Source organism: Agromyces sp. NPDC057679 (genome assembly GCF_042799635.1).
GTDB lineage: Bacteria > Actinomycetota > Actinomycetes > Actinomycetales > Microbacteriaceae > Agromyces.
Genome location: NZ_JBHVIK010000004.1, coordinates 265,419 through 277,625 on the forward strand (window position 1 = coordinate 265,419; position 12,207 = coordinate 277,625).

Below are 12,207 nucleotides of genomic sequence, written 5' to 3' on the forward strand. Positions count from 1 at the left end.
CTGACGCTTTGACCACGCTGACCCTCGCGAACACCGCCCTGAACGCCCTCCGCACCCTGAAGGAGCTCGACGGCGCCACCCCGACCGCTGAGCAGCGGGACGCCCTTGTTCGATGGCCCGGATGGGGTCCGCTCGCGCCCGCATTCGCGACGACCCCGGAAGGCGGGTGGGCGAAGGTCGCCGACGAGATCGACGACCTCCTGAACCAGAACGCGTTCTCGAAGGCGCTCGACGTGATCGACACGTCCTTCTACACCGGCGAGACCGTCACCCAGGCGGTGTTCGAAATCCTCCGCGCCACCGGGTTCAACGGCGGCCGAATCCTCGAGCCCGGCTGCGGTTCCGGCAACTTCATGAGCCACGCCCCCGCGGACCTCGGCGACATCAGCTGGACCGGTGTGGAGATCGACCCGACCGCCGCAGCGTTCGCCCGCATCCTTCACCCCGAAGCCGAAATCCACGCGAAGCCGCTGCAGAAAGTGATGTTCCGCGACGACTCGTTCGACGCGGTCGTCGGCAACGTCCCGTTCGCGAAGGGCGGCGTCTACACCAGTGAGGACGACATCTCCGCGTCCAGCCTGCACGAGTACTTCATCCTCCGCAGCCTCGAAGCCGTCAAGCGCGGCGGGTACGTCATCGTCGTCACCTCGCGGTTCATCATGGACGCCGCCGCACTCGACAAGATCAAGGACTTCGGCGCCCTGGTCGGCGCGGTCCGCCTCCCGTCGAACACGTTCGACGGGACCGCCGTCGTCGCCGACATCCTCGTCATCCGGAAGCACGACGACAACCGCTTCACCGGCTGGAAGAACCCCGTCGTAGAGCAGAACGTCGCCACCTACTACGGCGGCTACGGCAAGCAGCTCGTCCCCGTCAAGCACACCGTCACCACCGGCGAAGACACCGTGGAGGTGTCCCCGTACTTCGCCGAGCACCCCGACCACGTCGCCGGCACCATGGAAGCCACCGGATTCAACCAGGCGCCGCTCCGTGTCGTGACCGCCGCCCCGGATGCCGCGATCGCCGCTGCGGCCGCAGCAGTCTCCGCACACGTCATCCCGACCGCCGCGAAGCTGGTCGACAACCTCGAAGACGTCATCCTCGAAGACGGGGACGGCCGAAAGGAAGGTTCGTTCCACGTCGTCGACGGCGCGATCCAGAAGGTCGTCGGCGGCAAGCTCACCGACCACCGGAACAACGCCGAGCTCCGCATGCTGATCCCGCTGCGCGACGCCGCATCCAAGCTGATCGACCTCGAATCCAGCCCGAACATGCCGGACTACGCGATCACCCCGGCACGCGAGGAAGCTCTCGCGCTGTACGAGGCGTACGTGAAGAAGTACGGCGCGCTGAACCGTGGCACGAAGAGCGAGGGGAAGCCCGACGCGGAAACTGGGGAGCCGACGTTCGTGTGGCGCCGCCCGACGATGGGCGGGTTCCGCAGCGACCCCGACTACGTGAAGGTGATCGCGCTCGAGTACTTCGACCAGGACACCGGCATCGCCGAGCCCGCACCGATCCTCCTCCGACGTGTCGGCGCGCACCCCGACCCGGTGACGTCCGCAGACACCCCCGAGGAAGCGCTGTCCATCGCGCTCGGCGAGTCCGGCCGACTCGACCTGGATCGCATCGCGGAACTGCTCGACGTCGACCCTGAGGACGTCGCCGCTCAGCTCGGCGGACTCGTCTACCGGGACCCTGAGACCGGGGAGGTCGTCACTGCCCGCGACTACCTGTCCGGGAACGTCCGAGAGAAGCTGGCCGCCGCCGAGCGCGCCGCTTCCCGCGACCCCGAGTACCAGCGGAACGTCGCCGCGCTGCAGGAGGTCATGCCGGCCGACCTCGGCCCGGTGGAGATCAGCGTCCAGCTCGGCGCCCCGTGGATCGGTCCGGACGTCATCGCCGCCTTCACGCTCGACGTGTTCGGTCGTCAGGCATCCGTGGCGTACACCCCTGCCGTCGCCCTCTGGGAGGTCGAAGGGCTCGCGGAGCGTTCCGCGCAGCTCACCTACGGTGTGGATCGTTTCGACGCAACGAAGCTCCTCGAACACGGCCTGAACGGCAAGTCGCCGATCGTCAACGACGACGTCTACGATCCCGAGCGCGGCTCGTACGTGAAGCGGAAGAACCAGCAGCAGACCCTTGCCGCTGAGGAGAAGCTTCGCGCGATCCAGGAGCGGTTCGCCGTGTGGGTGTGGGAGGACGCCGACCGCGCCGCCCGTCTCGTGAAGACGTACAACGAGCGGTTCAACTCCCATGTCGTCCGCCGCGGCGACGGCGCCTACCTGACGTTCCCCGGCATGGACGAGTCCGTGAACCTGTGGGCGTGGCAGCGCGACGCCGTCGACCGGGTCATCTCGTCCGAGCGTGTTCTGATCGGCCACCCCGTCGGCTCGGGGAAGACCAAGAGCATGATCGGCGGGGCCATGACGCTCCGCCGGATGGGTCTCGCCCGGAAGCCGCTCATCGTCGTCCCCAACCACCTTCTCGACCAGATCGCCCGTGAGGCGCAGCAGACGTACCCGACCGGGAAGTTCCTCATCGCGTCGAAGGACGACCTCGCGAAGACGTCCCGTCGACTGTTCGCTGCCCGGTGCGCAACCGGTGACTGGGACGCAGTCGTGATGACCCAGCAGGCGTTCACGTCGATCAGCGTCAACGCGGAGTCCGAAGAGCGGTGGCTGCAGGAGCAGAAGTGGGAGCTTCGCGACTTCCTCCGCTCGCAGGGCGGCAGCCGAGCCGGCGCGAAGCGTGTCGCCTCGCAGGTCCGATCGTTCGAGCAGAAGATCGAAGCGCTCCGCCGGAACACCGGCGACGCCGACCAGATCACGTTCGAACAGCTCGGCATCGACCACCTGTCGATCGACGAAGCCCACGGGTACCGTCGCCTGTCGCTCGGCCCCGTCCGCGCAGAAGGGTTCTCCCTCGGCTCGTCGAAGCGCGCCACCGACCTGCTGCTGAAGATCGAAACGCTCGCCGAGCGGAAGCCCGGCCGCCCGATCGTCGCGATGTACACCGGCACCCCGTGGTCCAACACGCTCGCCGAGACGTTCGTCTGGCAGAAGTACCTTCAGCCTGACCGTCTCCGCGCCGCCGACGTCCACCAGTTCGACCCGTGGGCTGCGGTGTTCGTGAAGTACGAAACCCGTGTGGAAGTCTCCCCGGACGGCGGCTCGTTCCGCCTGTACCGCCGCCCCGCCGCGATGCAGAACGTCCCCGAGCTCCGCCTGATGCTCGCCGAGGTCGCCGACCTCATCACCGCCGAGGAGATCGGCCTTGAGCGCCCCGACGCGACCTGGCACAACGTCGTCGTCAAGCAGGGCAAGGCGCAGCACCGGTTCGTGCTCGACCTGTCGAAGCGAGCAGACGACATCCGCAACGGCACGAAGAACAAGATCGGCGACGTGCAGGACAACATGCTGATGGTCTGCAACGACGGCCGCCGCGTCGCGCTCGACCCCGAGCTTGTCGGGCTCCTCGAAAAGTCCGTCGCGATCGCCGCTGCCGCCGACAGCATCTCCGAGCACTACCACGCCGGCAAGGACCGTCTCTACGGCTCCTCGGAGACGCCCGGGTCGTTCCAGCTGGTCCTTTCGGACATCGGCACCCCGAACGGCCGCGACGGGCAGTCGTACGGCCGTCTCCGCGCCGAGCTGATCGGTCGCGGCGTCCCGGCTGACCGGATCCGGTTCATCCACGATGCGACCACCGACAAGGCCCGCGCATACCTGTTCGCGCAGTGCCGCGAAGGTGCCGTGTCGGTGCTGATCGGTTCGACCGAGAAGGTCGGTGTCGGCACGAACATTCAGACCCGCCTCGAAGCGCTTCACCACCTGGACGCCCCGTGGCGCCCGTCCGACATCGAACAGCGTGAAGGCCGGGCCCTCCGCCCGGGCAACCGGAACGCGCACGTCGACATCTACCGGTACATCACCGAGGGGTCGTTCGCGTCGTACATGTGGCAGGCGCTTGAGCGGAAGCAGCGTTTCATCTCGCAGATGTACGTGTCCTCCGGCACGATCCGTGAGATCGAAGACGTCTCGGATGCCGTCCTGAACTACGCCGAGGTGAAGGCGCTCGCGACCGGCAACCCTGACCTCCTCCGCCACGCCGAGCTCGCCGCCGAGGTGAAGCGTCTCCGTACGCTCCGCTCCGTGTGGATGCAGTCGATCAACCGCCTCACCGGCGACGCGAAGCGCCTCCGGTCGGACGCCGAGCGGATGCGTGTGAAGGCGAAGACCCGCGCTGAGGCGATGGAGAAGGTCGACGAGGTGCGACCTGTCGAGCTCGACATGCTGCAGGACTTCGCGAAGCGGATGAAGGCAAGCGACAGCTGGTTCGACACCCGTTACCGAGGCCTTCGCCTGTCCGTGCAGACCGACCACTACGGCGACAAGGAGCCCGGCGTGAAGGTGAAGATCTGCCACGGGTACCGTGAAGCCGGCCAGCAGCAGTACAACCGAGGGCACCTCCGTCTGAAGGTGGAGAACCTGGCTGAGCTGATCCGTGCCGACGTGGACTCGTGGATCGAGGCTTCCGCCCGGCAGGTGTCGTCCGCGCTCAGCTCCGCTGACCGCTACGAGGCGGATGCCGCCCGCTGCGACGAGCTCGTGAACGGCGCCGCGTTCGAGCACGGCGACGCGCTCATGGCCGCCGAGCTCGACCTGTCCGCGATCGAAGCGGCGATGACCGCCGCAGCTGAAGAGCGCCTGGCCGCCACGGTGCCCGCCGAGGAGGAGCCCGCACAGGGCGAGCTCGTGGACGCGTAACGGTCACCCGAGGTGGGCGCTGGAACTACGGCGCCCACCTCGGCCGCCGCGCATGAACGTGGCATGAAGAGAGAAACCGACCAGGAGCGCCCCGAGACGGAGCGTCTCACCGCGACCGAGAACGCCGCCGCTGAGACAGTCGCAGAAGGGGACCGCCTGCACTATCGCGGGCTCGACGTCACTGTGACCGGCCCCCGCGAGGACGACCCGAACCAGTTCGGTCTGCCGTGGTTCCGCTTCCCGGTCCGCGCTGACGACGGCCGCACCGGCTACGCCAAGTTCGGGCCCGGCGGGCACGTCGCACGGTACATCCCGCGCGAAGACGGATGCGCCTGCGCGGTGAACTCGGACAGGTCCACCACGACGATGCTCTGCTCCATCCACGCGGACACCGACCCCTGCCTGACCGTCGCACAGGTGACCGGCAAGCGCCGCAAGGGCACGATCCGCTCGGGTCGCTGCACCGCTTGCGGGTGGACGGAGACACGCCCGTAAGGACCCTCACGAAGGGGCTGGCGGAGTACCCGAACAGCTGACCGCCGCGCATGAAGGTGTCATGGAGAAAGCACTGAATGACGAGACGCCCAGCCGCTCGCACACCGTCCCTCACCCGGACACGATCGCATTCGAGCTCACCGAAGAAGGATCCACCGGCTACGGCGCGATCGACGCTGCGATCGATCGGGGCGACATCCGGATCGAGGATGTCCGCGCACTGATCGCAGACGCTGTCAAGGCGAGCCGAACCGACGCCGGCCTCTAGCCGAACACCGGTCTGCTGAAGTTGATGGCCTTCAGTAGGCCGGTGCTTGTCCGCCAGGCCGGCGGAGGGGACGAGTCCGCAGCCCGCGCATGAACGTTCCATGACGAACGAATACGTGAAGAAGATGACCGTCGAAGTCGAGCTCTCCGACGGGTCGACGTTCACCGCCCGGCTCGGCTTCGAAGAGGCGAAGATCGTCTCGATGTTCGGCAGGAGGGGTGTCGTCGACGCCGCGCTCGCGTCGATCCACGAGAGCCTGACCCACGACGAGATCCTGGGGAGCCCGTGCCACGGCTGCGGCGGCCGTCCCGCTGTTCCGGGAGACCCGGACGAGCTCTGCGAGGTGTGCGGAGGCGATGATGACGAGGATGAGGAGGCCTAGGCGCTCCCGCCGCGCCCGACGCAACGGGTGTCCGGCAGATGTCGCTAGCGGCCGAACGGCCAGCCGGAATCGGTCAGAAATGGCCGGTTCCGCGCATGTAAGTGACATGAAGAACGACAACTCGACCATCACTCTCGACCCCGAGTTCCTCGCCCGGATGCGCGGTGAGAACGTCCGCACCCTGACCGTCGATGACTTCGACGGCGAGAGGATCACCGACGAGCAGTTCGCTCGGTTCGGCTACCTCTGCCTCCTCGCGCTCGGCGCGAACGATGAGCACGGCGCCGACCTGTCGGACAACCTGACCAGCATGGCTGTGCACCTCATGGGCGTCGACGTCGGCGACCTCAGCTTCGAGGGGATCGAAGCACTCCGCCGGCTCGCCGAGCGCAACGGAGTCGAGCACGACGGCCCGTACGACATCGAGGAGGCTGCATGAGCGCCGACGGTGGCTGGTACACCGTCATCGGTCTCTGGGTGAACGACGTGCCCGTCGTGGTCGGCGTGATCGAAGGCAACCACCAGGTCACCGGCGGCGACGACGTCAGCGAGGCGCTCTACGCAGCGCAGGGTGCGTGGGCCCTCGCTGTTGAGGCCGGCGACGCGACCGAGGCTGAAGGCGTCGCAGTCGACGAGATGACCGACACCCTGGAGTAACCAGACAGGCGAGGCGGAGTCCAACACCGGGCCCCGCCTCGCCGCACACCAACGAGCACATGGGAACCTTGAAAAACGCACTCACCTCCGCAGGAGTCGCCCTCGCGGCAGCGGCCGGCTGGGCAGTCTTCGCCGTCCTCAGCATCCTCGTCGTCGGCTGGGCGGTCCTCTTCGCCGCAGCATTCGGAATCGTCGCATTGGCCGCGCTCCCGGTGTTCGCGATCGCCGCTCGACTCCGCCGGGAACGGCGGATCTGAGGCCTCGTCGCCGCATGACTTCCAGGTGTCCCGCACGTGCACCCGGAGATCCACCGACATGCCCCCATCAGCCCGCATCGCCGCGATTACGGCGCTCACAGCGGGAACCCTCGCGCTCACCGGCTGCGTTGCCGTCGAACTGCCGGGGCAGACCGCAACCCCGGAACCCGCCGTCCACGACCTCGACCTCAGCTTCGCCGGCGGCGCCGCACTCCCCGACAACGCGACCCCCGAGCTCGTCGACACCATCGCCGGTGACGACGGGTGGATGCTGAACGGCACCTATACGGGGGTCCGCGCGTACACCGACCCGACCGGGCAGTGCGTCGTCACCGTCCACAACGGGTCCGTGCCGGCATCCGTCACCGTCGACGAAGACGACCGAGCCACCACCGACCGGTACCTCGCGCACCTGTACTCAGCCCCTGAACCGAAGATCACGAAGGCCGCGAAAGACGTCAACGTCCCATACGGGGACGGCGCCGCCCAATACCGGCAGGTGTCCGGCGGCGACCCGGACGGGGCGCACTGGGCGACGATCGCCCGAGTGTTCGCATCGGTCAACGTCACCACCTTCGCCGACCTAGACTGCCAGCCCGGCGCGGACGCCGACGCAGCCCTTGCCTACGTCACCACCCACCTGAACGTCGAATAGAACGTCTTCGCCGCATGGCTTCCAGATGACCCACCCGCCACACCCCAGGAAGCCGACTGCAGCATGAAGAAGCAGACCGGACGAGCAGTCTTCGTCATCGTCGCCACAACGCTGTCACTCGTGCTGCTCCTCTCGATCGTCTGGTCGTGGACCACCCCGAAAGACGAAGAGGACATCGTCGACCTCACCTTCAGCGCCGGCAACCTGATCCACGGCACCGGCAGCATCACGGTGGAAACCACCCTCGACCAGGAGCCCCTCTGGGTGGAGGACACCGACGCGAAAACCGACATGTTCCGACGGTTCGAGTCCGCTGACGGATGGTGCTGGGCGGAAGTCGCCACTTGGCCGCTCCAAGGGGAGGCGCTGGCACTCATCGGCGACGACGAGAAGAGCACCGAAGCATGGCTGAAGAACTGGGTGCGAGCGGAACCTCAGGTTGACCGCCGCATCAAGTTCAACGACCAGACCAGCCCCCGCCACGTCGAAACCATGACGGTCGAATCCGACCACAGCTACCTGACCATCAGAGCTGTCCCCAGAGCCGCAGTCGGCGCTTCCATCTACGTCCAATGCAACGGTGACGGGGAGCTCTCCGACGCCCTGATCGAGAACGTCCGGCTCCGAACGGTGATCTCGCAACGATGAAGTGGCTGACAGCCTCAGCGATCGCGCACGGGGACAGCTTCCCGCTGCCGTTCCTGCCCGGCTACCCGTTCGACGAGCTCACCGTTGCGATGGTGTGGTGGGCGTTCGCTGCGTTCGTGATCGTGGTGGTCTGCGTGATCGCGGAGCTCGCGACCCTCGGCAAGAAGTGGTGGCCGCCACGACTCGCAGCGCTGTGCTCCATCGCGTTCGCGACCCTGATCATCTGGGCGATCGTCAACCAGGGGTTCTACGAGGCAGCCCGATGACGCCGTCCGCGCATGAAGAGGGTGTGAAGAACAGCACCGCGATCGACGACACCGACACTCTCAAGTACACCGAAGCCGACCTCGAAACGAAGCTCATCGAGGTGCTCGAGATCTGGTCGGACCGGCTCCTCGAACGACTCGACATCCCCGACTCGCCTCGCGTCGCCGCGTACCGGATCGAGTTCGGGCAGCGGTACGTCGACGACTTCCTGCTCGGCGACGACAGCGCCCGCGAGGCGTTCATCGCCGACGCTCGCGCGCTCGGCTGAACGGGGGTGACGAACACCACGTCGCAGCCGACAGTGAACAGAAGACCAGCACCACCAACCCCGGGTGAGACCGACAGCCCGGCAGCACTTTAGGAACACCGACGGAAGGACCGGCATGGGGAGCCCACTCCGACGCGGCGGCCGCCGCAGAGGCTGGCCGCTCATCGACGTTGCCGCAGGGCTCGGACTCGCTGCCGCTGCCGTCGCAGGTGTCATCGCGGTCGGAGTAGCCGTCGAAGGGTCGGTCAGCGACACCGCCACCCAGAGCGCGCGTGCGTCATGGGCCCGAACCGAAGCCGCCACGATGTCCCGGAACCCCTCAACCGTCCCAGCAGGCGAAGGCGTCACCGCCGACGCGGTCATCGGACAGGACACCGTCAAGGTGCACCGCTGGCGTGAGGATCTGACCGGGATCTCCCGGCTCAACGTCGCCGTCCCCATCGCCGACGGCGCAGACTGCACCGACCCTGACATCCGAGAGCTGTCCTGCTTCACTGCCAGCGCATCCGTCGCGAACGCCGACCCCGGCATCGTCACCGCACCGATCGGGGCTGACTTCAGCCCAGCACAGATCACCGACGGTTCCGGCGCAACCGTGAGCCAAGGGACGCTCACCGTGTTCACATCACCTGACGTCGGCGAGACCCGGTACGTCGTGAAGCTCGACCACGCCTCAGGAGTCGGGGAGATCCAGTTCGTCGTCGACGGCAACATCCTCGAAGCAGTCCTCTACGACGAGACGGACGACACGTACTTCTACGGGTCCGTGTTCGCGCCGGCCGGCGCCGACATCGAAGTCCGCATCACCGGCTCCGAAACACACCTGTCCCGGTTCACCCTGTACGAGGGAGCCCGATGAGATTCTCCGCCTCTCAAACAGCATCCACAGCGCTCGCGACCGCCGCGATGGTCGTGGTCACCGGGGGCCTCGCCGGCGCCGCATTCCTGAAGCTCCACACCGACACCACCGCGAAGCATCACTCCCAGCAGGTCGCCGCTGAAGCAAGGTGGCGAGCCGACGTCTCCGACGCGCAAGGCGTCCGACCAGGTGAGCGACAGGTCACGTTCGTCATCGAACGTGACGGCCGCTGCATCGAATCGCTCTGGGCGGTGAAACCCGCCGAACACGACCGGTTCGACCTCACCCTCACGGAGACCACGTTCACCGAAGGTGGCGGCACCTCACCGACCGGATGCCTCGGCACCGTCGCTGAAGCATCCGCTGCCACCCTGTTCACCGATGTCGCCGACGCCGACCCGTTCGGCTACGAGAACATCGGCGGCCGAGCATTCACCCGCACCGCCGACCAGCTGGCCCTCAACCCCGGCGACCGACCCGCTGAAGTCAGCGAAGTGAAATGGTCGAGCTCCGCCGTGAAACGGGTGACCGCGCACATCACCGCCGGGATCTCCCTCCCCGAACCGTCCGTCGACACGGTGTTCGTCGAGAACGCCGCCCGGATGTCCGTCCTGAACGGCGCCGCATCCGGCACGTCCACCTTCGTCGCACCGTGAGGAAGCAGATGAACATCCGAACCCTTCTCCGGTCCGAACGCGGCTCCGCGCTCAGCGTCGTCCCGGTCGTCGCGATCGCCGCAGTGATCGCCACCGCACTTGCCGCGACCGCTGTCGCGACCATCTCCGAGCAGCGCACCTCCGGTGATGTCATCCGCATGGAGTCAGCAATCGACGCCCGCTACTCGCAGTACGTCGCGGAACTGAACGCCGGAGTCCCAGCCTCCACGAACCCCGTCTCGATCAACGGGGTGGACGTGTCGGTGACCGTTGCGAAGGGCGAAGCAGGCGGTCAGGAGATGACCCTGGAAGCTGTCGACCGCACCGGAAAGACCACCACGGAAACCCGGGACCTCAGCTCCTCGGCCGGCACCCACATCACCGGGTACACGAACGAAGGCGCGCCGACCTGGGGGAGCGTCGACCGGGTCGTCGAAGGCAGGTTCGCAACCGGAGACAACTCGATCGCCACCGGCCCGGACCGCGCCTGCATCCTCGACACAGCAGGCGTCCCCTGGTGCACCGGCGCCACCGTCGGCGACGGCAGCGCGACCGGACGCTCGGCGCCGACCCGGGTGGACATGGGAGCCGTCCCCGCCGGCCGGCATTTCACCACGCTCTACGCCGAGCAGACCAATCCCGGCGTCGCCGGAGTCTGCGCACTCGACAACGTCGGACAGGCGTACTGCTGGGGCCCGAACACCGCCGGGCAACTCGGCGTCGGAAACGGAGAGGTGAACCGCCCCACACCGGTCCTCGGCGGGCACCGATTCACGAGCCTGTCCGTCGACTCCGGAACCATCTGCGGGATCCGCACCGACCAGGTCGGCATGTGCTGGGGCGACAACGCTGACGGTGAGGTCGGCAACGGTGAGGTCGGGCAGGCCGGACAGCCGGTCACGACCGACGGGAACCGGAAGTTCGTCTGGTTGGAAACCCGCGCCAGCACCACCTGCGGCATCGCCGCCCCGGGCGACCCTGACGCAGGCGGCCTCCTCTGCTGGGGCCGCGACGAAGCATCCGGCCGGATCTCCCCGACCCGCGCCGACAAGAACCTCCGCCTGACCGTCGGCTCGTTCAGCACCGACGGGAAGCTCTGCGCGCTCGACGGTGACCGCGCAGCCTGGTGCCTTGACGGGTTCGGCGGCGGCGGCGAGCAGAACGGGCGGCTGTCCCGCGTCGCCGGCGGTGACCGGTTCACGAGTCTCACCGTCCGACCAGGAACAGCCTGCGGACTCACGACCGACAGCAATGTCTCCTGCTGGGGAGGTAACAGCGCCCCCGCCCGCGTCGCACTTGAGCGGCCTGCCGTCGAGCTCGCGGTCGGTGACGGGTTCGCCTGCGCACTCGACGACCACCGTCACGTCTCCTGCTGGGGCGGCGGCAGCGCAGGACAACTCGGGAACGCTGACACCGCACCCTCCGGCACCCCCGTCCAGACCGCAGGCGCGCTCCGCCTGAAGCACCTCGCCGTCGGCCCAGCCACCGGGTACGCCGTCGATTGGAAGGGGCGGCTCTACTCCTGGGGCGAGAACAGCCACGGGCAGGCGGGAGTCGGCTCCAACGCTGACGTCGCCCGACCCACGATCGTCGCCACGACGACCACCGTCAACGCACCCGGCTACACCCCGTTCGCGTCGTTCGGACGCTGACCCACCGAAAGGAAACACCTGTGTCTGCTGACAACTTCTGGCTCGTGAGGCGCGTGCCGACGGGGTTCGTCGTCGTGATGGGCTTCGAATCCGATGACTCGAAACCGCAGCCGCGCGGCCACGAGCGCGTGTTCGAGACCCCGGAAGAGGCGCTCGACTCCGTGATCGATGATTACGCCGAGTACGGTCATCAGATCGACCCGGAATGCTTCCTCGAAGACGAAGAGTGGGAGCTGCTGAAAACCGAACGGGAAGACCTGCTCGAGCAGTTTCGGTGGCTGCTCGAGCAGGAGGACCGCCCCGACCCTCGCGACATCCTCGCGGTCGTCGAAGAGCGGATGAGCTACCCGATGCTCGTGCAGGGCTGACCCCTG

Annotated in this window: 15 protein-coding genes; all 15 read left to right on the forward strand. The window is 67.5% G+C overall.

Annotated features, from left to right (window positions below):
• The first annotated feature begins 8 nt into the window (after positions 1 to 8).
• The 15 genes from ACFVAJ_RS18015 to ACFVAJ_RS18085 all read left to right on the forward strand — a co-directional run bounded on the left by ACFVAJ_RS18015 (position 9) and on the right by ACFVAJ_RS18085 (position 12,201).
• The gene (locus ACFVAJ_RS18015) at positions 9 to 4,769 is read left to right on the forward strand and encodes an N-6 DNA methylase (protein ID WP_376946538.1); all 4,761 of its coding nucleotides are present in this window, start codon (positions 9 to 11) and stop codon (positions 4,767 to 4,769) included.
• Positions 4,770 to 4,832: 63 nt separating this feature from the next.
• Entirely contained in the window at positions 4,833 to 5,264 is a 432-nt protein-coding gene (locus ACFVAJ_RS18020; protein WP_376946541.1) for a hypothetical protein, read from the forward strand.
• Positions 5,265 to 5,325: 61 nt separating this feature from the next.
• Positions 5,326 to 5,532: a hypothetical protein gene (locus ACFVAJ_RS18025; protein ID WP_376946543.1), complete on the forward strand. Its 207-nt coding sequence runs from the start codon at positions 5,326 to 5,328 to the stop codon at positions 5,530 to 5,532.
• A gap of 115 nt (positions 5,533 to 5,647) precedes the next feature.
• Positions 5,648 to 5,914, forward strand: a complete 267-nt coding sequence (locus ACFVAJ_RS18030) for a hypothetical protein (RefSeq protein ID WP_376946545.1) — start codon at positions 5,648 to 5,650, stop codon at positions 5,912 to 5,914.
• Between the two features lie 106 nt (positions 5,915 to 6,020).
• Positions 6,021 to 6,353 carry a hypothetical protein gene (locus ACFVAJ_RS18035; protein WP_376946547.1) on the forward strand — a complete coding sequence of 111 codons (333 nt, stop codon included), beginning with the start codon at positions 6,021 to 6,023 and terminating at the stop codon, positions 6,351 to 6,353.
• Positions 6,350 to 6,571 carry a hypothetical protein gene (locus ACFVAJ_RS18040; RefSeq protein WP_376946549.1) on the forward strand — a complete coding sequence of 74 codons (222 nt, stop codon included), beginning with the start codon at positions 6,350 to 6,352 and terminating at the stop codon, positions 6,569 to 6,571. The genes ACFVAJ_RS18035 and ACFVAJ_RS18040 overlap by 4 nt, the downstream gene beginning before the upstream one ends.
• A 59-nt stretch (positions 6,572 to 6,630) precedes the next feature.
• Complete coding sequence (locus ACFVAJ_RS18045) at positions 6,631 to 6,828, forward strand: hypothetical protein (protein WP_376946552.1); 198 nt, start codon at positions 6,631 to 6,633, stop codon at positions 6,826 to 6,828.
• Positions 6,829 to 6,886: 58 nt separating this feature from the next.
• Complete coding sequence (locus tag ACFVAJ_RS18050) at positions 6,887 to 7,483, forward strand: hypothetical protein (RefSeq protein ID WP_376946554.1); 597 nt, start codon at positions 6,887 to 6,889, stop codon at positions 7,481 to 7,483.
• Positions 7,484 to 7,546: 63 nt separating this feature from the next.
• Complete coding sequence (locus ACFVAJ_RS18055; protein WP_376946556.1) at positions 7,547 to 8,131, forward strand: hypothetical protein; 585 nt, start codon at positions 7,547 to 7,549, stop codon at positions 8,129 to 8,131.
• On the forward strand, positions 8,128 to 8,397 hold the full coding sequence (locus ACFVAJ_RS18060; protein WP_376946559.1) for a hypothetical protein: 270 nt from the start codon (positions 8,128 to 8,130) through the stop codon (positions 8,395 to 8,397). Before ACFVAJ_RS18055 ends, ACFVAJ_RS18060 begins: the two co-directional genes overlap by 4 nt.
• Before the next feature lie 23 nt (positions 8,398 to 8,420).
• On the forward strand, positions 8,421 to 8,666 hold the full coding sequence (locus tag ACFVAJ_RS18065) for a hypothetical protein (protein ID WP_376946562.1): 246 nt from the start codon (positions 8,421 to 8,423) through the stop codon (positions 8,664 to 8,666).
• A gap of 64 nt (positions 8,667 to 8,730) precedes the next feature.
• Positions 8,731 to 9,525, forward strand: a complete 795-nt coding sequence (locus ACFVAJ_RS18070) for a hypothetical protein (RefSeq protein WP_376946565.1) — start codon at positions 8,731 to 8,733, stop codon at positions 9,523 to 9,525.
• Complete coding sequence (locus ACFVAJ_RS18075) at positions 9,522 to 10,181, forward strand: hypothetical protein (RefSeq protein WP_376946568.1); 660 nt, start codon at positions 9,522 to 9,524, stop codon at positions 10,179 to 10,181. The genes ACFVAJ_RS18070 and ACFVAJ_RS18075 overlap by 4 nt, the downstream gene beginning before the upstream one ends.
• An 8-nt stretch (positions 10,182 to 10,189) precedes the next feature.
• Positions 10,190 to 11,833: an RCC1 domain-containing protein gene (locus ACFVAJ_RS18080; RefSeq protein ID WP_376946571.1), complete on the forward strand. Its 1,644-nt coding sequence runs from the start codon at positions 10,190 to 10,192 to the stop codon at positions 11,831 to 11,833.
• Between the two features lie 20 nt (positions 11,834 to 11,853).
• The gene (locus tag ACFVAJ_RS18085; protein ID WP_376946574.1) at positions 11,854 to 12,201 is read left to right on the forward strand and encodes a hypothetical protein; all 348 of its coding nucleotides are present in this window, start codon (positions 11,854 to 11,856) and stop codon (positions 12,199 to 12,201) included.
• Positions 12,202 to 12,207: the final 6 nt, after the last annotated feature.